Below are 24,728 nucleotides of genomic sequence, written 5' to 3'. Positions count from 1 at the left end.
CGGTGATTCATCTCACAAACAAAAAATAAGTTTTAGAAATTATTAGGTTCATAATAGGAATCCGACACTTATGTGCATCAAAAGTCGGAAGTGTTTCTCCTCTTCCTGCTATTCTTTAATCAAGGGAGGTCATTTTGATGAATGGATTAAGAGAAATGAACAAGGCATTGGAGTATATCGAGGAGAATTTAACCAATGAGATGGATTATTCAAAAATAGCGAGCGTGGCCTATTGTTCCGAATATCACTTCAAGCGAATGTTTTCTTTTTTGTCAGGTATTTCATTATCGGAATATATCCGCCGTAGACGGTTAACTGTCGCAGCTTTCGAACTGCAAAATAGTAATGCTAGAGTAATCGATATCGCTATAAAATATGGTTATCAATCTCCTGATTCCTTTACGAGAGCTTTTCAAGTTTTACACGGTATTACGCCATCAGAAGCGAGACAACAAGGTTCGTCACTGAAAGCTTTTCCGAAAATGACTTTCCAATTATCGATAGAAGGAGGAAATGAGATGAACTATCGTATCGAAGAAAAGGAACCCTTCCGAATTGTAGGAATACAAAAACGCGTCCCTATTATTTTTGAAGGGGAGAATCCAGAAATCACAGCAATGTGGAAATCATTAAATAAGGAGAAAATAGAACAATTAAAAGAACTTTCCAACACAGCACCTCATGGCTTAATTCAAGCATCAACTAATTTTTCTGAAGGACGTATGGAAGAAAAAGGTGGACTTGATCATTATATTGGGGTCGCAACAACGAAAGTATGCCCAGAACAATGGACTGCACTAGAAATCCCTGCATTAACATGGGCAGTATTTGAATCAATCGGTCCATTCCCACAACACTTGCAGACAACATGGGGGAGAATTTATTCCGAATGGTTCCCATCGTCTAATTATCAGCAAACAAAAGGTCCTGAAATCCTTTGGAATGAGAATGGTGATTTTGATTCGCCAACTTACAAAAGTGAGATTTGGATACCAGTTGAGAAGAAATAACGGGATACTCTAGCAGTCCTCGAAGACAAAAGAAGGCGAAAAAGAGAAAAAGAGTCTTCGAACCACTCTCGAGGACAAAAGAAGGTGAAAAAGAGAAAAAGAGTCTTCGAAGACAAAAAAGAGCAATACGAAAAAAGTGCCCTCCCGAAAAAATGAAGGACAAAGTGTAGGTTGATTCTTATTTTTATCCTTCATTTCACTTGGACTATGGTAATACCATCTCCAATGGGTACTAGTATTGCATCTAGTTGTGGATGTTCTGCTACCGATTGATTAAACTCTTTCATTAATTCTGTATAACGTTTTGGTTCCACCTCATCATCAGCGACACTGCCTCTTACTAGCACGTTATCTATAGCAATCACAGCATTAGGTTCTGCAAGTTTGATGCATTGCTCTAGGTAATTCAAATAATTTCCTTTATCGGCATCAATAAAGAAAAAATCAAATCGCTTATTTTCTGCCTCCAGTTTTTGAAGACTTTCCAAAGCAGGACCAGTTAAGTATGTTACCTGATCTTTGAACCCCGCTTTATTGAGATTACTTTCTGCTAGTCTTGCATATGTATCTTCTAGTTCCAAAGAGGTAAGTGAGCCGCTTTGTCCAAAACCTCTTGCAAGACAAATGCCGCTATACCCGCCAAGTGCCCCAATTTCCAACACATTTTTGGCACCTGAAATAGAGACTAGCATCGTTAAAAATTTACCGGATGAAGGTGATACGGAGATATTAGGCATCCCGTTTTCCTTAATAGAGGTAACCACTTCTTCCAGCAAACGATCTTGCGGGTCAAATACAGAATCAATGTACTGATTAATTTTTCTCATTTTGCTCTTCACATCCCTTTTGGTTGTTTGTTTCCGTTTCTTGTAATTCAAACACCTGTTTAAATTCCTCCATCATCATATCAATTGCTTTCAATTCCCCAATTAATATTTGCTGGATTGATTGAAATTCCGGTTGGTCCAATTGTTGTTGAATCGTCGAGCGTTTTAATTTTAAACGTTCTAAGAAAGCAAGAGCCTTACCGCGGCGAAAAGTTTTGGCACCACGTTTTTTATGATGGGCGTACTGTTTTGTTTCATCCCATTTTTCATTGTTCATTTGGCATCCCCTAATCCATTTTTTGTTTATTGTATACATTTGTATACAATATGTCAATATAATCATGTACCATTATTTAGAAATAAATGTTAAAATAAATTGATATAAGTCTCCCAAAAAGGAGAATGTTATGAAGCAGTTTAATCGTGTTTTTCTAATGGTAACCATGGGTATCTTTTTGTCTGCGAACATGATTTACGCTACGTCATGGGTCTATCCTTTTGTTGTCTGGGATGGTCATACCTACGAAGTGATGGATGAATCTGTTACTAATGTGGAGAAAGAGATAGGAGAAGTTACAAGATATTCAGATATGGAAACTTATTCAGGTAATTTTTCTAATGCATACAAGAAGGGAACAAAGTATTTTTCCATCGAAGGAGTGAGTAGGGAGGAAGCAATTGCTGTCGAAGTTAATGAAAGCGAATACAAAAAGGCGGTGCGCAGAGGTGAATTTCATGCGGAGAAACGAGATCCGTATCCACTTATAGAAACGGTTGTCATTAGTGTATTAGTTCTTATTGTTATGGGAGTATTTGTTTCGATAGTACTAACATTTTTAAAAAATAAGAATAAAGGAGATTTTTAAAATGGTCTTTAGAAGAAGAACGTACCAAATAAAGCCTGAAATGCTGAGTATTTTCAATAGCTTTTTTCAAGAATATTTGTATCCTAACCAAAAAAGATTTGGAGCAAAATTAGTTGGTCGATGGGTAAATGAAACAAAAGACGAAATAACCGCAATTTGGGAATATCAAAGTATGGAACATTATCATCAAATCGAAGATAATATTAGGAAAACAGAACTGCATCAAAAATCAAAACAGAAACGAAAAGAATTAGGAAATTTATACGTTGAATCGAGACAAGATTTTTTAGAATCTACTGTACCAACACATCCACCTAAACACATAGTAGCTGTTAGTGGCTATATTACCAACAAAAGTGGGGAAGTGTTGTTGGTTCGGAATGAACATCGTGCCGATACTTTGGAGATTCCTGGTGGTCAATTAGAAGAGGGTGAAACGGTAATAGAAGGTGCTTATCGAGAAATATGGGAGGAAACGGGAGTGAAGGTTAAATTGGATGGCATTACAGGTGTTTACCAGAATCTCTCCCGGGGGATTATTTCTATCGTTTTAAAAGGAGAATATGTTGAAGGTGAATTAAGTCCAGCAAAAGGTGAGACCTCAGAGGTTGTATTTAAGAAGTTAACGCCAGAGAATATCGATCAATATATCACACGTCCCCATTTTCAAAGCAGAACACTCGATGCAATGGAAGCAATTAATTATATCCCTTATGAGGCATTTGATGTAAGGCCATACCAGAAGTTGAGCAGGTTAAATCAGTATGGAGGAGATAATCATTCATAATCTTAAATATATTTGGAGTGCATTTTTCTTTTTAGAATTTGCTCGATATATGTACTTCATCATTATTTCATGGATGTTATATGCAATAACAGGTAATGCTTTATATACAGGCATCCTGGTAAGTGTAGGGTTTATCCCTAGCTTAATAATGAACTTGATTTTTGGTGTTATTGTGGACCGCTTTAACCGCCGTATATTAACTCTTTGTTCAACTTTGATTAGTGCTATCACGGTGGTATTTGTTACTGCCTTTATTTTGGTAGAATGGTTAAACCCTGTGATAATTATTATGTCACATATGATTATTCAGGCAATGGGCTCGTTATTCCGTCCAGCTATACAAGCGTTAACTGCTGAGATTTTTGACCAAGAAAAATTGCCTAAAATATTCTCTCAATCTGGCTCTGCTGCAATAGTTGGTGGGCTTTTGGGTGCTTCTGGTGGTGGAATGATTGTCGGGTTCACTTCAGAATTTATCGCTACATGTTTGGTTTTTGTAGCCTTTTTACTTGCTAGCCTTGCTTTATCCTTCTTGAAAGTAGATACATATAAGGACAAGGGTCATGCTGTTAACAATTCTATTGGGAAAGATTTAGCAGAGGGTTTTTTTTACTTGAAAAATCACCCTTTTTTGTTTCATTTGTTTGGAGTGATGTTTGTTGGGCAATTGGTTTTTCACACAAGTCTTGCTTTTCTGTCGGTTTATACTACAGAATATCTTGAGCAAACAGTTAAGATCTATGGATTTCTAGACGCTTCTGTATCTGTTGGTGGAGTGATCGCAGGTATGCTGGGGGCTTGGTGGTGGAATGTAAACAAAAACTATTTATCAACAAACTCGTTGTTAGTTGTCTCTCTCGGCTTGGTTCTATTAGGTGTTGCACCGACAGTATATGTTACGTTTGTTGGGGCTGTTCTAATTGGATTAGGTACTACATGGATCAGAGTTTTGTTGCAATCTGTTCAGCAAATTGCTACTGAAAAAGCGTATCATGGCAGAATGTCTAGCTATCGAATGATTTGTAATCAAGGCTCCGTTGTATTAGGAGCACCAATTTTGGGATGGATAGCAAATTCATATGGTGCTAACATGGTATATATGGCACTTTTAATACCTGTAAGTTTAGCATTGCTTTTTTCGATAAGACAATCCAAACATAAAGAGTTTTTAACCATTACGAAAAAATCTGCTTAAAGCTAAGATGGGGGATATTCATGCTGATTAGAGATTTCAATATGAGCGATGTTCCACAGATCATACCTTTGATGAAACAATTAGGTTATCCAACAACTGAAGATCAGTTTCAGCAAAGGATGCTTAACATCCATACTTTACCTAACTATCAAACTTTTGTGGCAGAAGAACAGAATGAGATTGTTGGAATGCTAGGGTTATCTTTGCAACAATTTTATGAATATGATGAAATTTTTGTTCAAGTAGGTGCATTTATTGTTGATGAGAAATTTCGAGGAAAAGGTATTGGAAAACAATTATTGCACACCTGTGAAAAGTGGGCCAAAAAACAAAGTGCTCGAAAAATATTAATCAATAGTGGTAATCGTGAAGAACGAGAAAATTCCCATCAGCTATATGCTGTAAGGGGGTATGAAGCGAAAAGTATTGGTTTTGAAAAGATATCGAAGTGTAATCGGTGTTATCCCGATTTCTGTTAAGCTATGCTATCATTAGTAATAGGATAGTTATTTTAGCTATCTAGATGGTAGCTTGTTGAAGTTTTTTCACATCAAACTGATCTAGTTTTCGCGTATTGGACGAAAGCGGGATTCAAATAGTTTAAAAATAAAAAAACTTTTTTGCTAATGACAACTTACGGACAAAACTTTTGAAAATAAAGAAAAACTGTCCGTAAGAACGAATCTCACGGACAAAACATTTCGAAATGGAGAAAAACTGTCCGTAAGAACGAATCTCACGGACAAAACATTTCGAAATGGAGAAAAACTGTCCGTAAGAACGAATCTCATGGACAAAACATATCGAAATGAAGAAAAATTGTCCATAAGAACTAATCTTATGGACAAAATCTCTTGAAATGGCCAAAAATGTCTGTAAGAAGATTGCCTTTTTCCAACGAAAAAGAACCCGTTACGTTATCAAGGCTCCTTCTTTTTAAATTGGGTAGTTATAACTTTAGTAACGAAAGCACCTATCAATGCTAGAAGTGCATAAATGAAAATCCAGAAACCAAATGATCTATTAAACCAAACCACTGCAGCTAGGATCCCAAGCAGTGCTACTAGAGCAACAGGTGTAGAGAGGTTCCTAAATATGAAGTAACCAACTATACCAAGTAAAATGGATATGATAGGGAATAGGAAAATGATCAATGGAATAGTAAGCATACAATTCTTCTCCTTAAAAACATTTACTTTTTTGTCCCTTCTACTGCCAACAAGTACATCTTTTGTGATTGTGCATCTGTCGTTATCCATTGGTTGTATTCCGTTATTACTTTTTCGAGTATATCTTTTTCTATTGCTTTATCTTGAAGCATTTGTTCTCCCTTGGTTTCAGCGACGCCTGCCCAAATTGAAACGGCGGTATAAAAGTTTTCTTGTCCACGTTCTACTTCTTCATGCTGTGGTGTTACCTGTATCTGATTTAATCCGCTTTTTTCAAACATTTTCATTAAATGATCAGCAATTGCATTGTTCATCCCCGCATCTTTCCGCCATCTCAAAAAAGCATCATAAAAAATTTTCATCGAGTCTGGGACTTCGGGATCCCATTTCATTTTCTCATGGTTATAATCAAGCACCACTACTATTCCACCTGGCTTCAACGATTTCACAAGATTGTTTAATGCATGTTGCGGTTGATCAAGCCATTGTAACACACGGGAAGTAGTGACGATATCGAATTGATTTTCGTATGGAAGGTTGTAAATATCCGCAATTTCAAAAGTAATTTTTGGGTAACGTTTACGAGCTGTGTCAAGCAATGTTGGGTTGTTATCTATACCTACTACCTTTCCGTTTGCACCAACTGCTTCGGCAATCCCAGATGTAATAGCTCCGGTACCACAACCTACATCAAGGACTGTCATATCAGGCTCTAACAATTCAGCTAACCTTCTATGTGATTGTGACAAACTACGAGCATCAATTACTGATGAGTTATTTAATGTTGCTCGTTGTTTTGCTTTATTGGTTGATTTTGTCATGGATATTCACCCTTTAATTTGGTTTTATCGTCGTCACTAATTGTTCTTGATCTGTGATATAAAAATCCATTTCCGGTCGTTCCTTGATCAAGTTAAGCTGTTCTAATTTAAAAAAGTTTACTTTGCGATAAGGATCATAATCAATTATTGGTAATTCCTTCTTTTGTTCGATATATTGATCGACTGCCTGCTGGACTTGATCCAATGCTTGTGCGATATGTTTATCTTCTTCTTCAAATAAGTCATAGGTTTCCTTTGACATATAATATTTTTTAGTTGGAATCGCCTTCAAAATTGGAGCAAGTAAAGAATAGTCTATTGATAAGTCGTCCTTGATCAATATTTTTAGTGGAATATTAGGTGGTAGCTCTTTACTGTATTCCTGAATGGCGGAACGGACTTCTGCTAATGATATGTCCTTTGTCGGGAATTTTTTCGTTTCTTTTTGCTTTTTTTTAAACCACAATTATTTCACCCCATTTTTTGTGAAAATCTTCTTAAAAAAGGTCACTCAGTTGCTTCTTTTAAGAGAATTATATCAAATTTCTTCTAAATTGATAGAACAACCTGAGATTTCCTGCTAATTCATTCCATTTTATATCCAATTTTATTGAAAATTGCTACATTATACTGGAATACTTTGAAGGAGGAATAAGAAATGGAAATTTTGATGGAAAAGGTTAGAGAAATCAGTCCAAAGACATTGGCAGTTGTCGGTTATGAAGCTGATGGGAATTATTTAACACGGGTGATTGAATATGAAGAAGCAGATGATTATGAAATCACATTTAGTACCCAACAAGTTATGGATGTTACGTGTAAAGCGTTTGGTATTAGCTTAAAAGGATTGATTGAAGGTTCAAGAATGTTAAGTGGCATTACACACAAACCACCGATTGCAATTGATAGGATAAGCGGGATGTACTTTTTTCCAGTGGAATCCCCCTTAAGAAAAGCATGTACGTGGATTGCCCATTCACATGTTCTGGAAATTGAAAAAGTCGATCAACAATTAACTCGGATCGTATTTAAAAATGGACGTGATTTAGTGTTAGAGGTTTCTTATGCTACGATGATCAATCAATTGTACCGGACTGCTCAATATCGCTACTTACTTAGTAACAAAATGGAGCATATTTTGTTGGTTACACTTATAAAACCCTTATTTAACAGTGTTTATAGAAATTTAATAGCTGTGTAAAATCATAAATTATCACATTTATATCACATTTTATTCTGATACCATGTTATCTAGAAGATTTTTATAAACATTCCTTACTTTGTCTGATGCATCTTGTTTCATTTTTTTGGTTACATGAGTGTATATCTTATTAGTAGTGTTTATATCTTCATGACCTACTCTATCCATTATGGTAGGTAAATCAATGCCAGCTTCAGCCATCATACTTATGTGTGTATGTCTAAATATATGTGGAGTAGCATGTTTTTTAATATCAGTAAACTTAATAAGACGGTTCATTCTGGAAAGAAGAAAATGAAGGTTATAAGGATAACCATTCTTTTTTGCAAAAACGAAATCAGCATCATGAAAATCTTCTATTTCGCTTCTGTACTTCATATTAAATTTCCTTTGTCTTCTTTGCAGTGATTTTAATAAACTTAACACTTCATCTTCAACAGTGACCTTTCTGATACTACCCTTTGTTTTTGGAGGAGTTAACTTGTATTTTTTTGAGTTCCCACTCGGGTTAAATAATGTTTTTGTGATGCTTATTTCATTAGTCTCAAAATTTATATCACTCCATTTTAAAACAAGTAGTTCACCGGATCTCATTCCAGTAAAAGCAAGTAAATTAAACATCTCAAAGTCATTTTCTAACCCCATCAATTGTACGGTTGTAAAAAAGTCTTCTAATTCATCTCTTTCTAAATATTTGTGAGCAATTTCGTCTGTTTCAATGTCTTCTATGGTTTGTGTTTTTTTCGGAATAGTAACGTGCAGTGCAGGATTTTCTTTAATTAATTTATCTTTTATAGCTTGCTTAAAAATCATATTAGCACAGTTGTTAATGCCTTGAAGTGTAATTCTTGCATAGTTTGGCGCTAATTTATTAATAAGTTTTTGATAACGCAAATGAGTAATTTGACCAATAGGTACTTTTGCAATGTGTTTATTTAATGTACGTATTTCTCTTTCTCGAACCATAACTGTGCTTTCTTTTACACCGGATATCCTGTAGATATGTAACCAGTGTTTAGCTGCTTGATCAAAAGTGATTCGCTTTGAAATATTTTCATCAATTTGATCATCTTGTAGTGACCTAATAGCTTTCTCTACTTTAGATTTTGCTTCTTTTTGTGTTTTTGCTCTTCTTCTAATTTGTTTTCGTTTACCAGTGACTGGATCGTTAGGTGCGTCTGCAACACATTCCCATACTTGTCCATTTTTAGTATCAACTTTTTTGCAACGCATAAATATTCCTCCTTTACTAGAATGTGCGTTCTTTTTTGTATCAAAAGAAAAGCCTAAAAGGCTTTTCTCTGATAATTAATTAAAAATATTAAAGCTTCTGTTCAATTGATTAAGGTAAACTTTCACAAGCTAATCCATCGTTATCATTTCCATCTAAACGATGAGGATCACCAGGACCAGATGCTTCCATGAATTCCTGCGCTTGTGCATGTGTGTCAAAATCACCACAGTTTCTGTCGGGGCCGTTAGGATCGTATTTTAAATCATTGCTAGGAGCTGGTTCAGGCTCAGGCTCTGGTTCAGGTTCGGGTTCAGGCTTTGGCTCTGGTTCCGGTTGCGGCTCCGGCGTTGGTTCTGGTTCTTCTTCATAATGGAAGCCATGATCGTGATCCACGTGTGCATATCCAGGAATAGACCAAACACCAATACCGGCATCAATTGCAATTTGCTGAGCTGCATGAAATTTCTCTAACATAGTAAGGTCATTATAAAGGTACGCTGTAGCAGCTAGACCTCTTTCTAAGAGCATTTCCTGTAACGTAGTATCACCTATAAATACGTAAGCTAAAAGACGATCATATTTATCTCTTTCTTCCGTGCCAATCTTTAATTGAACTTCTTTTCCTTCAACAGTATCCTTAACAAACTGTGATGCTTTAGAGCCAAAAGGTTCCACTGGTTTATTTGGATGTACAGTTTCTGGGGTGTCTACTAATAGTAGGCGTAGATCTTCAGTTTGGCCATTGTAATTTACCTCAAGGGTATCACCGTCGATAACCCTCGTTACAGTAACGGTGACTAGATCAGAACCAGTTTCTTCTGATGTGGATTCTGCATCACTTTTACTGTCTTCATTTTGTGACGAGTCTATATTTTCTTCACTTTCAGAAGCAGTTTCGTCATTTTTGTTTTCTTCAGGTTCAGTAGGAGTTTCAGCATCTTTATTTTCGTTTGTTTCTGTATTTTCCTTTTGAGTTTCATCAGTTTTAGATTCAGGATCTTCACCACTATCTACTTCAGATGCAACATTCTCTTGATCTGTCGAGTTTGTAATTTCATCTTCATCTACAGATGCTTGAGCAGAAAAACCTCCAATAATAAAAAGACAACCTATCAAAATGATAGCAATCGGTTTTTTAGATTTAGCGCCCAATGATTTATTAATTTCTCTTTCTTTACTCCCCCAAATAGCAATGGCTGCACCAGCTACGAGACCTAAGATTGCAAGTGGAAAATTAATTAATAATATCAAAGCGATGATAATAAGTATAAATGCCAACCATCCCATTTTATTCAACCTCCTCTACAAATTTAAATCCTTTTGTCTTTAAAAATTTCATGTTGTGCGTAAATAATTCAACTGTATCTGAACAATCAATATTATTAAAATTAGTTTTCTCAATTTCTTCTCGGGTGATTTTTACAGATAGAATACATCCAAAATCTTCAGAACCATCTGCCGTTGATTCATCATAAACATTTATTTGAATATTACTTATAGGAGTGATTGCGTAAAACTCTCTTGCAATTCTTAATACACAACTACAAACATAATCTTGATATAATTGAAAGTATTGGCCCTTAGGCATTGCGCGTCTAGATAGTTTTCCCGTTTTAGTGAGGGAGAGTTTCTTTTCTGGTATTGCTTTTTTATTTTCTACATTTAACATTACTGTTGCACTTTTTCCTGATGAGTCCAGTTCATATGTAATGCTACTTCCCAAATCAATAATGTCCTCAAAAGGATATATTTTTTCAATAGCTTCTTCCATCGCAGAAATCTCAAATGATTGAATTTTATTAGCAAGATGTAGTTCGTTTTCCCAATCACTAATTAATTCTAGATCTTTTTCTTTAGCTTCTGGCAAACTTTCTTCCCATTTCTTTATTCTAGCTTCAGTACGATTAAATAACTTATCGCGCCATGTAGGTTGATAATTATCTATCGTTTTATTTAATTCAGTGACATGTGGACCTTCATCATCTTCATCAAAGGGACGAGGGGACTTTGCTACTTCGGCCCAATTTATTGGATCGCTTACCTCTCCATGTACAGAAGTCAACATAGCAATATGAGCCTCATGTTTTTCTACTTCATGCTGAGCTTGTTTCAATTGATTTTCTTTAGCAATTTCACGTTCTTGTTGTTGTTTGATTCGTTCATAATTAGTTCTTTGAGGCCGTTTATTTCTGGTTCCTCCCACAACCCTTTTGTTGTAAGAAATACCAGTGTCAGGGATTGAAGTGCCTACTGAAACCCCTTTAGAACTTGTGTTAACTCGTAACCCTTTGCCCCCAATTGATGTACTTACACCTTTTTTTCCAACATTCATTCTAACTCCTGGAGCAACTTTGAAACTTTTTCTAAATCTCATACCCATTGAATACTCACTCCTTAAATGAATTTAAATACTAAAAATCTATGAAACCCCTGGTCTATCCATATAAAATACTTCTTTTATATCTGCAACTCTGATAACAAGATACTTTATATCTTCTTTGTTAATGCCGTTATCTTGGAGACGACGCTCAACGTTTACCATGTTAATTCCAAAAGAATCATAAAATGATGAATTCATTATTAAATCGCTAAGCAATACAGAAACACTAAGATTATCATCTATAAAGTTTTCTATATCATCTTTATGGATAATAGAATCTAGTGACAGAAGCAAAGTTTCGCTTTTCCAAGCAATGTTACTAATAATTAACCACATAGGCGCTTTCTCGTTCTCAATAAAGTCGTAGTACAAAGTTATGTCATTCATTATGGCGCCCCCTTAAGTTGATCATAAAGCTGATTCATTATTGCTTTAGTTTCTAACGACCAATTGGAAGGATCATAACTCTTTTTATAGTTAGATTGTTGTTTTCTGAGTTTATTGTCTAAATCAGCTTGTTGTATTCTTCTTTTAATCTGATCAACTCTTTTTTTTGCTAATTGCAGTGGTACATAGAAAGTAGAAGATAGAAATGAACTTATTTGATCTTCAGAACGTGGCAAATCCAATTGTTTAATCATGTAGTAGGGCATCGCAGCGTACAACATAAATTGATTAGCTTGCCGTTCTTGAAGAGTTATAAAACTTTCAATAGATCCAGTTTGATCACCGTAGTGTCTAAGTGGATGACATAATTCATGGAAAAATATTTTTCTTATTATTGGTATCGGTTTATCTGGGTTTAGGAAAATTATTGCATCTTCCTCATCCCAAATTGCTACTTCTCTAGCACCTTCCATATATTCTAACTTTATACCTAGTTTTTTTGCTACATTATCAATTAATAGATCTGAAGGGTGGATAATATCATTTTGAATATATAAGGTTTCTAACCAATTTTCTAAATCTGTTGTCTTGTATGCCTCAAACATATAGGTCCTCCATATCAAGAATAAACGTTCGGTCAAAGTTTATAAAAAAGAGCCTAAAAAAGGCTTCTTATTTATTATCTTTTAATTTACGAAATATTCTAAGTTGCTCTTCTAAGTACTCTATTTCTTGTTCGGTAATATCATCGAAGTTATGGAACGCTCTATTTGGCTTGTTGGAATTTTGAGAGGAATCAGGATCATCCGTTCTACCCAGTAAGTAATCAGTTGTTACATTATAGAATTCAGCTAACTCTCTTAATAATTTTGGGTCTGGACTTCTAGTTCCGTTCTCGTAACCAGATAGTGTGTTAGCTTTTATTCCTAATTTATCCGCAACTTGTTTTTGCAACAAATCCTTATTTTCACGTAATTTTTTTAACCTAGTAGACAACACGTTATCCTCCATTTATTCACCAGCCTCTCATTATCGTGATTATAACGCAATATGTGATTTTTTAAATAAAAATTCACGAATCGCGTTATTTTTATATTGACAATCGCAAAATGCGATGGTATATTCGAAGTGCAAATCACATAATGCGATTTTTGGAGGGAGTGATAAAAAATGACAGACATCAAGAATGTCAGTGAAATACTGAGGGGATTAAGAGAGAAGAATGGTCTGAAATCAAAATTTATTGCTGAAAAATTAGGTGTTACACCCGGGACTTACTCAGAAATTGAAACAGGAAAAAGAAAACCAAGGGTTGAACATCTATTGATTTTAAGAAACCTCTATCATGTTAGTTTGGACGACCTTTTTTTTAATAATGAGATCGCAAAATGCGATCAAAAATCAAAACAGGAGGTTATATAATGAATCAATTAAAAGTTAGCTCAATTAATGGAAAACTTGTTGCTCAAAGTCGTGAAGTTGCTGAATGGATTGATAAGTCTCACAAAGAATTAATGCGATCAATTAGACAGTACGTTGATATTTTAACCAGCGCAGAATTGCGCTCGTTAGATTTTTTCATCCCACATTATTATCGTGATGCAAAAGGTGAACAAAGACCTTGTTTTCTTTTAACTAGAAAAGGGTGTGACATGGTTGCGAATAAAATGACTGGGCAAAAAGGCGTTTTGTTTACTGCTGAATATGTAACCAGATTTGAACAAATGGAAAAACAATTTGAACAAAACGAGCCTAAAAACGAATTGGAAATTTTACAAAGAACTGTTAACTCTCTAGTCACTGTAGAAAATAGAGTGACTTACCTGGAAGATCACATGAGAGTGGATGGTGTCCAGGAACGTAAATTGCAAAATAAAGGTAAATCAATAGTTATCGAATCTCTTGGCGGTCTGAAATCCAATGCGTATCAACAAATTAGCAAGAAAGTGTTTGCTGCGATTTGGCGTGATTTTAAAAATCACTTTGAGATTCCAAGATATAACGAATTGCCTAAAAAACAATTTGAAGATGGTATGAAATTTCTTGGAATGTGGCAACCATCTACAAGTTTACGTATTGAAATTGAAGAATTAAACCAACAACAATCGATACAGGGTGTGATCTAAATGAGCCAAATAACTGGTCAATTACATCTTTCAGAAAGCGACCAAGAAGCCATAGCAAATCTAGTTATGGAAAAACTAGTTAATAGAATTGATTTAATTAATAGACGTCCAGATTATATGAACCGAAAAGAGTTCATGGAATACGCAGGAATAAAAGATAAAAAATGTAATGAACTATTTCACCAAACCGGCTTTCCGGTGTGTTATGAGCTAGGTCGTCCAAGGGTGATCATGAAAGAGTTCGATAAGTGGATGTTGGAAAGCTATGAAAATCGAAAGCAAGTTAACATCCCGTATCCTTACTCTTCTTAGAATGTTTAATCCTATAACACTATGATACCCGAAAATCTAATATTTGTTGGTAGAAAGGAGGCAGTTATAAGTGGAAAAAGGTAGAGCCTCAAAGGCTTTAAAACAAGGTAGGTATGAAATATCAAAAACACAACAACAACTTTCGATGGAAACATTTTTATCCAGAGAGTCAGTTAGTCATCAAGAAAATGGATCATACAAAGTCCAACCAGAAATGGTACAGCATTTTGCAGAAAAATATAACAATCCTTGGGTTGCATTGGAAGCATCATCAGAATATATCGGATGGGGAGTTCGTCGTTTAGATGGTTTTGCAGCTGATCTACATCGAAGTGCGGTTAAAGATAAATTATTGGAGGAATTGGATGAAGCCATTGAAGCAATTAAAAGAGTAAAAACATCTCTAAAACCTTCTATGGTTCAGAGCTTTCATAAACAAGATATTGAACAATCAGTCCAAGAAAGTATGGATGGAGTATTAGCTTTAGTTACATGGATAGCTGTTGCATGTGAAGAATATAACCTTAGTTGGACAAAAAGTTGGGAAAAACACCATATGAAGTTAAAAGCTAAACAGTATGTAAAAAGTTAAGGGGGAAATGAAACATGAAGGTAATTGCTGGGGAGTGGAAAAAGTTAGATCCATTTGAACAAGTGGACAAGTTAACAGAAGCAGCATTAAACAATCGTGTTGGTTTTTTCTTAAGAATTCGTAACTCGAGAAACTCAAAAGAAATTTATAAGAAAGGAGTTAAAAATTATGCTTAAAGATCATCCAATTATTGAGGATATTGAAATGAATGGTTATCCGTTTTATGAAGAACAATCTTTGGGGATGGACGCTTTAGGAAATGAAATTCTTGTTGGAGATGTTGTTTTTGAATTTAATGATGAAATTTTCGTTGAAGAGACTTTATCTGCTGAATCAGTAGAAATTTTGAAAGTAATAGGTGCTGAAAGAACAATTGCGCAATAAAATAGCGCTCACTAAAAATAGCAAGCGCAGGGGAATTCCCCATCAGTTGAATTAATTATATATGAATTCTTCTGCTCTAGCAAGGAGGTTAATGAATGGCTAAAAATACATTAGAGATGACACATGAAGAATGGTTGTCGGAAAGAACAAAAGGAATAGGCGGTTCAGATGCTGCAACGGTATTAGGATTAAATAAATATAAAACTCCATTTGAACTGTGGCTAGAGAAAACTGGTCAATCAGATGTCCAAGAACCAGAAGCTGAAGCAGCGTATTTCGGAAACGTATTAGAAGATTTAGTTGCGAAAGAATTTGAACGTAGAAGTGGAAAGAAAGTGCGTAGAAACAACTTTATGATGCAACATCCAGATCATGATTTTATATTAGCAAATATTGATAGAAAAATCGTTAGTGAACAAGCATTACTTGAATGCAAGACAGCCAGTGCCTTTCTACAGAAGGATTGGGAAAATGACGAGATTCCAGAATCTTATCTTGTTCAGATTCAACATTATTTAGGTGTAACTGGGTACGAAAAAGCATATGTGGCTGTATTGATCGGAGGACAACGCTTTGTTTGGAAGGAAATTGAACGTGATGATGAATTGATTCAAATGATTTTCCATGCAGAAGTTCACTTTTGGAATCATCACGTATTAAAAAATAACCCACCAGTATTAGATGGATCCAGCGCAGCCGAGAAGTTTTTAAATGAACGCTATAAGAAAAGTGATTCGGCTAAAACTGTGGACCTATCTTATGAATACAGTGAAAAGATTCAACACTTAAATGAAATTAAGGAATCTATTAAACAATTAAATGAGCAAAAAAAGCAAATAGAGAATCTGATTAAGAACGAATTACAAGAAGCTGAGCAAGGTTTCGTAAAGAATTATCAAGTAACATGGAAAGCTATTAAGCAGAATCGAGTAGACACCAATAAATTAAAAGAAAGCTTTCCAGACGTTTATCAGAAGGTTAGGAAGGAAGTATCGCAAAGAAGATTAAATGTAAAGGAGATTAGCTAATATGGCGACAAACTCAACACTTAAAAATCAGATAGCAAACAAATCAAATAATAACAATCAGGTAAGTAATGCTAAAGGCACAACTATGAAAGGACTTCTTAATTCACCTGCTGTAATGAAACGGTTTGAAGAAGTTCTTGGGAAAAGAGCGAATCAATTTACTGCTTCCATTTTGAGTTTATACAACAGTGAAAAAATGCTTCAAAAAGCTGAGCCTATGAGCGTTATATCAAGTTCAATGATTGCAGCAACTTTAGATCTACCGATTGATAAAAATTTAGGATATGCATGGATAGTACCTTATAGTGGTAAAGCCCAATTCCAACTTGGCTATAAAGGGTACATTCAATTAGCTTTACGAACTGGACAATATAAGAACATTAATGTGATCGAAGTCTATGAAGGTGAATTAGTTAAATGGGATCGATTAACGGAAGAAATGGAACTAGATTTTGAAAAAAGAGAGTCCGATAAAGTTATTGGGTACACCGGATATTTTGAGTTAATTAACGGATTCAGAAAAACGGTTTACTGGTCAAAAGCTGAAATTGAACGTCATAAGAAAAAGTTCAGTAAATCAGATTTCGGTTGGAAAAATGATTGGGATGCAATGGCTAAGAAAACAGTGCTAAGAAACATGTTAAATAAATGGGGGATTTTGTCTATCGATATGCAAAAAGCTGTCATTAACGACGAAAATGAGAAGATACAAACTGATAGCGTGGATTTTGATGAAGAGGATATTATCGATGGTGAATATAGCGAAGTGGATGAAGATTTGGAGCATATATCTAAAGAGCTAGATAATGCGTGATTTAAAAGAGCCTATTCCTCATTTCTACATAACATTAGCAAATGAGGATGGGCACTTATTTAAACGTTATGTAATTGGTTATATGGAGCGTACCAGGCCAGATTACGAATTAATTAGAATCATCGATCAAGGTAAATTAGCATTGCTTACGAAAAAAGAATAACAAGGTGGAGGTGATAAGGTGGCAAGCCCCCAAGTTGAGAAAGGTTACATTAGGATAGCGAATGATCTTTGGAACGAAATACTAAGACGTGATTTTAGTAAACGACAAATGAATTTAATTTTATTCATTTGGAGATTATCTTACGGCACAGGACAGAAAGATTGCAAAGTGAAGAGGTTTAATCAGTTTGAAATTGCAGGTGTTTATAAGAATGATATTAAAAAAGAATTGAAATTTCTTAGGGAATGCTCGGTTTTAGAGTGGGATGAAGATTCTATGGTATTCAGTATTAACAAAGACTATCATCTTTGGCAAGTTTCGCCTAACAAAAATTGGGAGGGGGATAAATTTAAAGACCTTATTCACCTCAACCTAAACAGAAAAAAAGTTGGTGAAACACTAACTTCTGATGATGAAAAAGTTAGTGAAAAACTAACAAACAAGTCCAAAAAAGTTAGTAATTCACTAACAGAAAAAGACCAAAAAGTTAGTAAAATACTAACTACAAACAAGAGTTCGGTTAGTAAAACACTAACATTTGTGAGTAAAAAAGTTAGCAAAACACTAACTATGAAGTTAGTAAAATACCAACCTTCACCCGACGGAAAGTCAATAATAATAGGCGATTCGGGCTCTCTAAAGACAGTATTAAAGACATTATATATTAAAGACATAAAAGAATGTAGTAGTAGTAGTAATAGGGATTCAGACTTTAAAGAAGTCATTCAATTTTATCAATCGAATTTGCAAGTTGGAATTTCGATGAGCTCAGTGAATCAGCAATTAATAATTCAATACTTTGAAGAATTCGGAAAAGATTTATTGCTTGCCGCAATGAAAGTAGCAGCTAAACAGGAAAAACGCGGAATGGCTTTTGTTGAAGGGATACTTAATAACTGGCGTAATGCTGGAGTAAAGACTCTAGAAGATGCAAGAATCTATCAGCATCAATTTAAGCGAAAAAAGAAACCGGCACCCAACCAGTATAGAAATCGCTATGAACCTCAAAAGAAAGACATTACACCTGATTGGTACATTAGGCAGAAAGAAGAGCAGCGCAAAAAGGAACAGGAACGGAAGGGGCAACAACCTTCAGAAGAAGAGCGGAGACGTAGCGCTGAAGAAGCAGAACGAATACTCCAAGAATACTTAGAACAACAGAACAGTTAGGAGGCTATCGGAATGAATCAAGAACAGTTAATCCAAATACAAAAAAAATACGCTAAGCAAAAGTTACTAGCTAATGGTGGTGGCATGGTTCAAGTGCCAAGTATAGAGGATATCGCAAGAATATTGGAGATCGCGAAGAAGGTGAAGGAAGATGAATAACAAACCTGAAATCAGTCGATTGAAAATGGTAAACGAAGATCTGAAGAAGTCACTAGGATTTGCTTGGACCATGTTTACAATAACGATGATTTTGTCAGTAATTGGTGGTGTGATTTTATGGCTGAACTAGCATTATGCGGAAGATGCAATCGAAAACTGAAAGACAGGAAAAGCCTAGGAAGAGGATTCGGCCCTGTTTGTTGGCAGAAAGTGAAGGAGGATAAAGTAGTTGGAAAAAGCGAGCAAGGAAGTACGACAGGAAGAAGTGAAGGAGCGTAAACAGTATTTATTAACTAAATTACAATCTATGGGGATTACACATTATCCCGATGGTCGAGATCTATCAGAATGTAGCTTATTCACTCTTGAATATGTCTACATTCAAGAAAAATGTAAGAGGGGAGGAGTTGTCGAATGGCAACCTACACCGGAAAACGAGGCAAGAGTCTAGAGAACCTAATCAACTATTCGAATCAAGTTTATTTGCAGAAAGGGATTGCAGTCGTAAATAAGCTCCCTACACCAATTAAGGTAACAAAATCAAAAGGAACGCGAATAATTAATGGTTTTTTTGAAGAGAAATCCACAGTAGATTATGCGGGTGTTTATAAAGGCAAAGCACTTTACTTTGAGGCAAAGAGTACGAAACAGCAACGATTCCCTTTGAAAAACATACACAAGCATCAAATTGATTTCATGTATCAAGCACAAAAGTCTGGTGCAATATGTTTCTTTATAATCGAATTTTCAGGGTATTCTGAGACGTTTTTAGTACCTTTCGATTTTTTACACCTGTACGTGTTAAATGCGGACAAGGGTGGTAGGAAATCCATTCCTTACGATGATTTTATTTATTACTCCGTTGGTCTTTTAAAATCACAAAATGGAGTGCCACTAGATTATTTAAGTTTAGTAGATAAGTTGTTTGATAATGTAGCTTAAAAACTGAAGTTGGTAACAATTTAATATCTAATAAATAAAAAAGAGAGACCTGGTAGTCAGGTCTCAAAGAGACAATAGAACTTGTGTTCTCCTTGACGTAGTTATTATATCAGAGGAGAGGGGAAAAGAAAATGAATATTAAGTCAAGCACAATTTATAACATGGATTGTATTGAAGGGATGAAACATATTCCAGATAAAACTATCGATATGATTCTATGTGATCTACCGTATGGGACCACTAATTGTAGGTGGGATGAGATCATTCCTTTTGAACCTTTATGGGAACAATATGAAAGAATTATTAAAGATAACGGAGCTATTGTATTGACTGCCAGCCAACCATTCACTACAAAACTAATAGCCAGCAATATGAGATTATTTCGCTATGAATGGATATGGAAAAAAGGAAAGCATGTAACTGGTTTTCAAAATGCAAAGAAAATGCCATTAAAAAATCATGAGAATATTTGTGTATTTTATAAAAAGCTACCAACTTATCATCCACAGGGTATTATTCCTTTGGTGAAAATTAGAAAAAATAAGAGAAAGAAGATAGGTGGAATCTTTCGAGAGGGAGACAAAAGTCTATTACAAGAGTATGAGACAACCCATACAAATTATCCGAGATCTATTTTGGATTACTCTAGGGAAAGCAAAACGTTTCACCCTACTCAAAAACCTTTAGTTTTATTTGAATACTTAATTAAAACTTATACTAACAGAGGAGATCTTGTATTAGATAATTGTATGGGCTCATTTACAACAGCAGTGGCTTGTGACAATACGAAAAGAGATTGGATTGGATTTGAACTTGATAAAGAATACTGTAGACACGGAAAAGTTAGAATTAATGAAAATAGAAAGAGTCTCGGTTTAGAAGGTGTAAATACAGTATTTATTTAGAAAATGAATGGTGGTTTAAATGAAAGGGTTATGTATAAATGCATCGGGTTTAACTGTATTAGAAGCTGGCCAGGAATATTTTGTTTTTCCTGGTAGCTCTAACACTTTTTATGTCTCAAAGTTTAATAATGAAAAAGCACATTTTGGCGCATTTCAACGTTATAGGTTCGAAGTCATTGACGATCAAGAAAATATCTTACAACTAGAAATATCGGAGTCGAAGGAACCGATAGAAGAAAAATTTGATCAGTTGGTTCAAATGGATTTATTTGAATTTCTAGGGGATGATCAATCGGAAGATATAAAAGGTATTGCGGTCACCATACCAGAGGACGTTATCTCGCCTTTAGATTGCAAGAATAGTCCGAAATCAAAGGCATTTAAGAAGGTGCAGCACAGATGGAGTGTATATGTAAAAAGTGTACAAGATTATCATAAATGCTCCTGGTTTGAAGCAAGTAAAAAGCTACTCAAACATAAAAAAGAAGGATCCTTTTTTCAAGTAACATGGGATCCGAAAACAAACATATAAAAAGAGCTAGAAGCAAGCTCCCAACTCTCGAACCTAAAACTATTATAACATGGGGGTTTGCTCTATGCGATTAGAAAATGTAAATATTGAAGATAAAGGAAAAGAATTTAACATAAAAATACCAATTGAGGCAGGAAATTTGCCATTTGTTGTCGTATACTGTAATGGTATAGCTAAAAAGACCTATTTGCCTAGTCATGGTGAGACAAAGGTGATTACACACCAAGGAAAGGTGAAAAGGGTTAAGTTTGATGAAGGTGAGGATTTTTGACCAATAGTAGAAATAATTCTAAATAAAGGAAGTGTTAATATTATGAGAGCCACTTTATTTACAGATAAGGATGTTATGGATTTAAAAAAGTACAAATTCAAAGAGGACGGTAGCAACCGTAAAAATGTGGACAAATCTTATGATGCACACAAAATGTTTGTTGAAGAGGTACCTAATATACTAAGGGAAGAACTCATAAAAGAAGGACTGGATCTTTCAAAAACTGAAATTAGAGCTTCTGTAGGTGAAGGGCGGATATCTGAAGTATATTGGTTGGCTATACTGAATGAAAACTTGGTGCCGAGAAATAAAAGTGGAAAATTAACAACCCAGAAAGGTATATATATTGCTTTATTATGTGATAGCTCTTTAGAAAATGCTTATCTTGTAATAGGAAATGGTGCAGAGTATTTAAGTGGGAATGAGCTTAAGGAACTCTCGAATTTTCAGATGGATTTTATAGAATCACAGAAATTAAATCAAGGATATGTAATTAACAGAAACTTTAGTTTATTTTTAGGTAAAAGTAATCGACCTAAGAATTATGTTAAAGGAATTCCGCTTTATAAAAAATATTTAATTAATAACATAGAATTAAATGAATTAGTAAATGATATAAAAAAATTCCAAGTTATTCTAGACTTAATTGTATTAGAAAAAGGTTTGGATGAAATAGAAAATGAAAAATTTATACAAACAGATAACAAAAGAAAAATCACGTCAATTAGTGTCGAGAAGTATGAAGAATTAAGAAATATTAGAGAAAAAAGAAACAAAGAGATTGGATATTTGGCAGAAAAGTTTGTATATGAAAGAGAAATTGATAGATTATTGAAGTATGATAAGTCATGGGCAGATAAAGTTTTATGGAGATCTAAAGAAGTTGATGGTTTAGGGTATGATATTGAATCTATTGAAAAAGATGGGTCAAAAAAGTATATAGAAGTAAAAGGAACAAGCTTAAATGAAGATAATATTACTTTTTATTTTACAAATAACGAATTAAATAAGGCGAAATTATTTAAGGAAAACTATGTACTTGTATTAGTTGCAAATGTAGGTCTTAAAACAGAACCAAGAATCATTAAAGAAATTAGAAATCCCGCCCAAAATATATTAAAAGATTTACAGCCTGTTCAATATAAACTTACATATAGTTTATAATTAATAAAAGTTTTTGACGGAGTAACCAAATGAAAAAAATAGTAGAAATAATTATGTTAATAATGTTCTTTATATTTCTAGCATTTCTAGCAGTAATTTTTAATGATTATGAAAAAGTATTTTTAAATATATTTATGTTAATATTTTTTCCTTATATTACAATAGTTTTAATGAATTGTGCATCCAGCATATTAAGATGGCTAGATGAACGAGATATAAAAAAAAGTAAATACCCGAAAAATGGGAAGTTATACTATTGGATGAGTCATGCTGATTTAGATAGAAAGTATTTTTATGAAATAACTAATAGACCTTCTAATAGAAATTTGTTTGAAAACCTGAAGGAATTAAGAAAACAACTAAGAAGGGAAATAGGGTCAAATATTGGAGATTATTATTTACTTAATGAATACTTAGAAACAAAGGAAAGAAATAGTCTATTGTCAAATTTCTCAAAAATATTGATGAATTCAACAATTGCTATTGTTATTGGTGTTTTTGTAAAAATATTTTCTAATGATGAATTTTTAAATAAAATACTATCTATTATAAATTTCGAATTAGACTTAACACCTAGCTTAATTGCGACATATTTAAACTATAGTACATACTTTTTAATTTTTGCCACTCTAGCTTTATACATTTACGGAGAGATAACAAAAGAAAAACGAAGAATCCAAGTATTGTTAGCAGTTGTGAAAAGTATAATACAAGACATAGAAGATAAATGAGCTATTGAAGAGAAATATTATGCTTGTCTTTTGTTAAATCCATCTCAACTTGAAAAACGGTATTATACATCTAATAGTTGAAGGTGTTGAAGGGGAGGAAAGAGTTTTGAGACTAGAAAATATATCTATTATAGAATGGATACAAATTATTTCCGGACTTGGTACCTTGGGAGCTGCACTTGCAGCATGGATAACTGCACGGGCATCTAATAAGTCCGCTAAAACAGCGGAAAAACAGTTAGATGAGATGAAAGAGCAAAGAGTAAAGATGTATCAACCATCACTTGTATTCACTAATAATATATATAAAGTAACAGCTAAAGAAAGCAATAAAGTTGGACCTATGTTATCTATGTTTAATGTAGGCTATGGGGTTGCAAAGGATATAATAATTAAATGGGAGGAACCGGATTATCTAGATTATAATTCTAAACCTTTTATCTCTACAGATGGAGACTTTTGGAGAGTGTCTGTACCATTTAAAGGCGATAACCATGAAATGATTATAAATAAAAATTTTGATTATGAACAAAAAATTCAACACTTGTTACCTACTAGTGTTGATAACAAGGCTGAAGAAGTAGATATTCCCACCATTCCTACTTATAGTCTATTACAACTCATATATAATGAATTAATTAATAATAAAAATCCGACTACAATAATGATGTATCAATTAAGATTTACAGTTATTTATAGAGATATTAATAATGAAGAACATAAAGAAAAACATAGTGTAGAATTGTCTTTTTTGAGTTATGTAGCTACTGAAGAACCCGAGTTAACTATAAAGATTGAAGTAACTGAATAAGTTCTACCAGCACACTGGAGGACACTGATTAAGTAAGTTGCAAATGCAGCTTCTTGATTGGTGTCCTTTTTTATTTTGTAATATGGAGGTTTCATATGGAATACAATATCGCTTATTTACTTATAGGAGCTGTTATAGCAGCAGTTCAAAAAGAACCTAACAACCATGAACAGAATAACCTGTTTATTTATTATCTATTACTTATAGTTCTTGCTTGGCCAATTTATATATTATTTCGTTTATTTGAAAGAGGTGCTGATGATGAATAACTGGGCTGATTCGCTAATTCGTGAGTATGAAATAGGACGAAGAGATTTAGGGGAAATGAAAAGTAAATTGGATCCAACAAATCTCGCAGACCGTGAAGATAGAAGTAAGATTAATAGTATGATTGGAACCATGACAGAATCAATCGAATGGATGACGATTGGAAGGGAACCTGGAAAGTTACGAGGTGTAGATAAAAAGGCAGCGTATCAACGTCGTGCTATATCAGATATGGACATGTTTCCTTCTTTAGATGTTGTGCCGAAAGAACGTGAATTGGAGGAAGAAGAGAAACAGGTTATTTTTAATTTGATTGCTGAATTATCACCTAGAGAGCGACAGTGTTTTATTCTTCATAAAGCATACTTATTTAGTTATTCTGAGATTGCTGAAGAGCTAAATATAGGTAAGAGTACTGTTCAAAAATATATAGAAAGAGCAAAACAAAAGGTTAAAGTTCAATAAATTAACATTGCTTTT

General features: G+C 34.2%; 40 protein-coding genes. 29 read left to right on the top strand and 11 right to left on the bottom strand.

Going from position 1 to position 24,728, the window contains the following annotated elements; translation table 11 throughout:
• Positions 1-137 precede the first annotated feature (137 nt).
• Positions 138-1,010: an AraC family transcriptional regulator gene (locus ACTWP4_RS18910; protein ID WP_443130344.1), complete on the top strand. Its 873-nt coding sequence runs from the start codon at positions 138-140 to the stop codon at positions 1,008-1,010.
• 191 nt (positions 1,011-1,201) lie between these two features.
• On the opposite strand, the gene ACTWP4_RS18905 is transcribed toward ACTWP4_RS18910, so the two are convergent.
• Together ACTWP4_RS18905 and ACTWP4_RS18900 are read right to left on the bottom strand one after the other, a co-directional pair.
• Positions 1,202-1,837, bottom strand: coding sequence for an O-methyltransferase (locus tag ACTWP4_RS18905; RefSeq protein WP_443130343.1), 636 nt, complete (start codon positions 1,835-1,837; stop codon positions 1,202-1,204).
• Positions 1,824-2,114, bottom strand: coding sequence for a hypothetical protein (locus ACTWP4_RS18900; RefSeq protein WP_443130342.1), 291 nt, complete (start codon positions 2,112-2,114; stop codon positions 1,824-1,826). Before ACTWP4_RS18900 ends, ACTWP4_RS18905 begins: the two co-directional genes overlap by 14 nt.
• 130 nt (positions 2,115-2,244) lie before the next feature.
• On the opposite strand from ACTWP4_RS18900, the gene ACTWP4_RS18895 reads away from it, so the two are divergent.
• From ACTWP4_RS18895 to ACTWP4_RS18880, 4 genes are read left to right on the top strand one after another with little or no spacing between them, the layout of a single operon-like run.
• Positions 2,245-2,703, top strand: coding sequence for a hypothetical protein (locus tag ACTWP4_RS18895; RefSeq protein WP_443130341.1), 459 nt, complete (start codon positions 2,245-2,247; stop codon positions 2,701-2,703).
• Between the two features lies 1 nt (position 2,704).
• Positions 2,705-3,490, top strand: a complete 786-nt coding sequence (locus ACTWP4_RS18890) for an NUDIX domain-containing protein (protein WP_443130340.1) — start codon at positions 2,705-2,707, stop codon at positions 3,488-3,490.
• Positions 3,468-4,685, top strand: coding sequence for an MFS transporter (locus ACTWP4_RS18885; protein WP_443130339.1), 1,218 nt, complete (start codon positions 3,468-3,470; stop codon positions 4,683-4,685). Before ACTWP4_RS18890 ends, ACTWP4_RS18885 begins: the two co-directional genes overlap by 23 nt.
• Positions 4,686-4,705: 20 nt before the next feature.
• Positions 4,706-5,164: a GNAT family N-acetyltransferase gene (locus ACTWP4_RS18880; protein WP_443130338.1), complete on the top strand. Its 459-nt coding sequence runs from the start codon at positions 4,706-4,708 to the stop codon at positions 5,162-5,164.
• A 441-nt stretch (positions 5,165-5,605) separates the two neighbouring features.
• Here ACTWP4_RS18880 and ACTWP4_RS18875 read toward each other — a convergent pair whose 3' ends face one another.
• Genes ACTWP4_RS18875 through ACTWP4_RS18865 form a run of 3 tightly spaced genes read right to left on the bottom strand, consistent with a single transcriptional unit; the run spans position 5,606 to position 7,141 of the window.
• A complete protein-coding gene (locus ACTWP4_RS18875; RefSeq protein WP_443130337.1) occupies positions 5,606-5,854 on the bottom strand; it encodes a DUF2651 family protein in 249 nt (82 codons plus the stop codon).
• Positions 5,855-5,877: 23 nt separating this feature from the next.
• The gene (locus ACTWP4_RS18870; RefSeq protein WP_443130336.1) at positions 5,878-6,675 is read right to left on the bottom strand and encodes a class I SAM-dependent methyltransferase; all 798 of its coding nucleotides are present in this window, start codon (positions 6,673-6,675) and stop codon (positions 5,878-5,880) included.
• A gap of 13 nt (positions 6,676-6,688) precedes the next feature.
• Positions 6,689-7,141 (bottom strand): DUF3939 domain-containing protein, encoded by a 453-nt coding sequence (locus ACTWP4_RS18865; RefSeq protein ID WP_443130335.1) that lies wholly within the window; start codon positions 7,139-7,141, stop codon positions 6,689-6,691.
• Between the two features lie 192 nt (positions 7,142-7,333).
• On the opposite strand from ACTWP4_RS18865, the gene ACTWP4_RS18860 reads away from it, so the two are divergent.
• Positions 7,334-7,876, top strand: a complete 543-nt coding sequence (locus ACTWP4_RS18860) for a competence protein ComK (protein ID WP_443130334.1) — start codon at positions 7,334-7,336, stop codon at positions 7,874-7,876.
• 30 nt (positions 7,877-7,906) lie between these two features.
• On the opposite strand, the gene ACTWP4_RS18855 is transcribed toward ACTWP4_RS18860, so the two are convergent.
• The 6 genes from ACTWP4_RS18855 to ACTWP4_RS18830 form a co-directional block, all read right to left on the bottom strand.
• Positions 7,907-9,109, bottom strand: a complete 1,203-nt coding sequence (locus tag ACTWP4_RS18855; RefSeq protein ID WP_443130333.1) for a tyrosine-type recombinase/integrase — start codon at positions 9,107-9,109, stop codon at positions 7,907-7,909.
• A 109-nt stretch (positions 9,110-9,218) separates the two neighbouring features.
• Positions 9,219-10,397: a thermonuclease family protein gene (locus tag ACTWP4_RS18850; RefSeq protein ID WP_443130332.1), complete on the bottom strand. Its 1,179-nt coding sequence runs from the start codon at positions 10,395-10,397 to the stop codon at positions 9,219-9,221.
• Position 10,398: 1 nt separating this feature from the next.
• Positions 10,399-11,490 (bottom strand): DUF4236 domain-containing protein, encoded by a 1,092-nt coding sequence (locus tag ACTWP4_RS18845; protein ID WP_443130331.1) that lies wholly within the window; start codon positions 11,488-11,490, stop codon positions 10,399-10,401.
• A 39-nt stretch (positions 11,491-11,529) separates the two neighbouring features.
• Positions 11,530-11,877, bottom strand: coding sequence for a hypothetical protein (locus tag ACTWP4_RS18840; RefSeq protein WP_443130330.1), 348 nt, complete (start codon positions 11,875-11,877; stop codon positions 11,530-11,532).
• Positions 11,877-12,482: an ImmA/IrrE family metallo-endopeptidase gene (locus ACTWP4_RS18835; RefSeq protein WP_443130329.1), complete on the bottom strand. Its 606-nt coding sequence runs from the start codon at positions 12,480-12,482 to the stop codon at positions 11,877-11,879. The genes ACTWP4_RS18840 and ACTWP4_RS18835 overlap by 1 nt, the downstream gene beginning before the upstream one ends.
• 67 nt (positions 12,483-12,549) lie before the next feature.
• On the bottom strand, positions 12,550-12,873 hold the full coding sequence (locus tag ACTWP4_RS18830) for a helix-turn-helix domain-containing protein (protein WP_443130328.1): 324 nt from the start codon (positions 12,871-12,873) through the stop codon (positions 12,550-12,552).
• Between the two features lie 174 nt (positions 12,874-13,047).
• Between ACTWP4_RS18830 and ACTWP4_RS18825 the strand changes: the two genes are divergently transcribed.
• The 23 genes from ACTWP4_RS18825 (at position 13,048) to ACTWP4_RS18715 (ending at position 24,713) form a co-directional block, all read left to right on the top strand.
• Positions 13,048-13,299, top strand: coding sequence for a helix-turn-helix domain-containing protein (locus ACTWP4_RS18825; RefSeq protein ID WP_443130327.1), 252 nt, complete (start codon positions 13,048-13,050; stop codon positions 13,297-13,299).
• Complete coding sequence (locus ACTWP4_RS18820; protein WP_443130326.1) at positions 13,299-14,003, top strand: Rha family transcriptional regulator; 705 nt, start codon at positions 13,299-13,301, stop codon at positions 14,001-14,003. The genes ACTWP4_RS18825 and ACTWP4_RS18820 overlap by 1 nt, the downstream gene beginning before the upstream one ends.
• Positions 14,004-14,315: a hypothetical protein gene (locus ACTWP4_RS18815; RefSeq protein WP_443130325.1), complete on the top strand. Its 312-nt coding sequence runs from the start codon at positions 14,004-14,006 to the stop codon at positions 14,313-14,315. It abuts the gene before it with no gap.
• Between the two features lie 70 nt (positions 14,316-14,385).
• Positions 14,386-14,907, top strand: coding sequence for an XRE family transcriptional regulator (locus ACTWP4_RS18810; RefSeq protein ID WP_443130324.1), 522 nt, complete (start codon positions 14,386-14,388; stop codon positions 14,905-14,907).
• Positions 14,908-14,921: 14 nt separating this feature from the next.
• Entirely contained in the window at positions 14,922-15,083 is a 162-nt protein-coding gene (locus ACTWP4_RS18805; RefSeq protein WP_443130323.1) for a hypothetical protein, read from the top strand.
• A complete protein-coding gene (locus ACTWP4_RS18800; protein ID WP_443130322.1) occupies positions 15,076-15,291 on the top strand; it encodes a hypothetical protein in 216 nt (71 codons plus the stop codon). Before ACTWP4_RS18805 ends, ACTWP4_RS18800 begins: the two co-directional genes overlap by 8 nt.
• 95 nt (positions 15,292-15,386) lie before the next feature.
• Positions 15,387-16,319, top strand: coding sequence for a YqaJ viral recombinase family nuclease (locus ACTWP4_RS18795; protein WP_443130321.1), 933 nt, complete (start codon positions 15,387-15,389; stop codon positions 16,317-16,319).
• 1 nt (position 16,320) lies between these two features.
• Positions 16,321-17,133, top strand: a complete 813-nt coding sequence (locus ACTWP4_RS18790; RefSeq protein WP_443130320.1) for a recombinase RecT — start codon at positions 16,321-16,323, stop codon at positions 17,131-17,133.
• Positions 17,126-17,296: a hypothetical protein gene (locus ACTWP4_RS18785; protein ID WP_443130319.1), complete on the top strand. Its 171-nt coding sequence runs from the start codon at positions 17,126-17,128 to the stop codon at positions 17,294-17,296. Before ACTWP4_RS18790 ends, ACTWP4_RS18785 begins: the two co-directional genes overlap by 8 nt.
• Positions 17,297-17,314: 18 nt before the next feature.
• Complete coding sequence (locus ACTWP4_RS18780) at positions 17,315-18,466, top strand: replication protein (protein WP_443130318.1); 1,152 nt, start codon at positions 17,315-17,317, stop codon at positions 18,464-18,466.
• 12 nt (positions 18,467-18,478) lie between these two features.
• Complete coding sequence (locus ACTWP4_RS18775; protein WP_443130317.1) at positions 18,479-18,625, top strand: hypothetical protein; 147 nt, start codon at positions 18,479-18,481, stop codon at positions 18,623-18,625.
• Positions 18,618-18,755 carry a hypothetical protein gene (locus ACTWP4_RS18770; RefSeq protein ID WP_443130316.1) on the top strand — a complete coding sequence of 46 codons (138 nt, stop codon included), beginning with the start codon at positions 18,618-18,620 and terminating at the stop codon, positions 18,753-18,755. The genes ACTWP4_RS18775 and ACTWP4_RS18770 overlap by 8 nt, the downstream gene beginning before the upstream one ends.
• Positions 18,743-18,904 (top strand): DUF6011 domain-containing protein, encoded by a 162-nt coding sequence (locus tag ACTWP4_RS18765; RefSeq protein WP_443130315.1) that lies wholly within the window; start codon positions 18,743-18,745, stop codon positions 18,902-18,904. Before ACTWP4_RS18770 ends, ACTWP4_RS18765 begins: the two co-directional genes overlap by 13 nt.
• Complete coding sequence (locus tag ACTWP4_RS18760) at positions 18,855-19,076, top strand: hypothetical protein (protein WP_443130314.1); 222 nt, start codon at positions 18,855-18,857, stop codon at positions 19,074-19,076. Before ACTWP4_RS18765 ends, ACTWP4_RS18760 begins: the two co-directional genes overlap by 50 nt.
• A complete protein-coding gene (locus tag ACTWP4_RS18755; protein ID WP_443130313.1) occupies positions 19,040-19,567 on the top strand; it encodes a Holliday junction resolvase RecU in 528 nt (175 codons plus the stop codon). Before ACTWP4_RS18760 ends, ACTWP4_RS18755 begins: the two co-directional genes overlap by 37 nt.
• A gap of 131 nt (positions 19,568-19,698) precedes the next feature.
• A complete protein-coding gene (locus tag ACTWP4_RS18750; RefSeq protein ID WP_443130312.1) occupies positions 19,699-20,472 on the top strand; it encodes a DNA-methyltransferase in 774 nt (257 codons plus the stop codon).
• A 19-nt stretch (positions 20,473-20,491) separates the two neighbouring features.
• A complete protein-coding gene (locus ACTWP4_RS18745; protein WP_443130311.1) occupies positions 20,492-21,004 on the top strand; it encodes a hypothetical protein in 513 nt (170 codons plus the stop codon).
• A gap of 64 nt (positions 21,005-21,068) precedes the next feature.
• On the top strand, positions 21,069-21,275 hold the full coding sequence (locus ACTWP4_RS18740; RefSeq protein WP_443130310.1) for an XtrA/YqaO family protein: 207 nt from the start codon (positions 21,069-21,071) through the stop codon (positions 21,273-21,275).
• Between the two features lie 42 nt (positions 21,276-21,317).
• The gene (locus ACTWP4_RS18735) at positions 21,318-22,439 is read left to right on the top strand and encodes an MrcB family domain-containing protein (protein WP_443130309.1); all 1,122 of its coding nucleotides are present in this window, start codon (positions 21,318-21,320) and stop codon (positions 22,437-22,439) included.
• A gap of 29 nt (positions 22,440-22,468) precedes the next feature.
• The gene (locus tag ACTWP4_RS18730; RefSeq protein ID WP_443130308.1) at positions 22,469-23,170 is read left to right on the top strand and encodes a hypothetical protein; all 702 of its coding nucleotides are present in this window, start codon (positions 22,469-22,471) and stop codon (positions 23,168-23,170) included.
• A 106-nt stretch (positions 23,171-23,276) separates the two neighbouring features.
• Positions 23,277-23,981 carry a hypothetical protein gene (locus ACTWP4_RS18725; protein ID WP_443130307.1) on the top strand — a complete coding sequence of 235 codons (705 nt, stop codon included), beginning with the start codon at positions 23,277-23,279 and terminating at the stop codon, positions 23,979-23,981.
• A gap of 95 nt (positions 23,982-24,076) precedes the next feature.
• Positions 24,077-24,250, top strand: a complete 174-nt coding sequence (locus ACTWP4_RS18720) for a hypothetical protein (protein WP_443130306.1) — start codon at positions 24,077-24,079, stop codon at positions 24,248-24,250.
• Entirely contained in the window at positions 24,240-24,713 is a 474-nt protein-coding gene (locus ACTWP4_RS18715; RefSeq protein ID WP_443130305.1) for a sigma-70 family RNA polymerase sigma factor, read from the top strand. The genes ACTWP4_RS18720 and ACTWP4_RS18715 overlap by 11 nt, the downstream gene beginning before the upstream one ends.
• Positions 24,714-24,728 lie beyond the last annotated feature (15 nt).

It is taken from the genome of Gracilibacillus sp. D59, from assembly GCF_052246695.1.
GTDB lineage: Bacteria > Bacillota > Bacilli > Bacillales > Amphibacillaceae > Gracilibacillus.
This window is presented reverse-complemented; position numbering and strand designations above follow the sequence as displayed.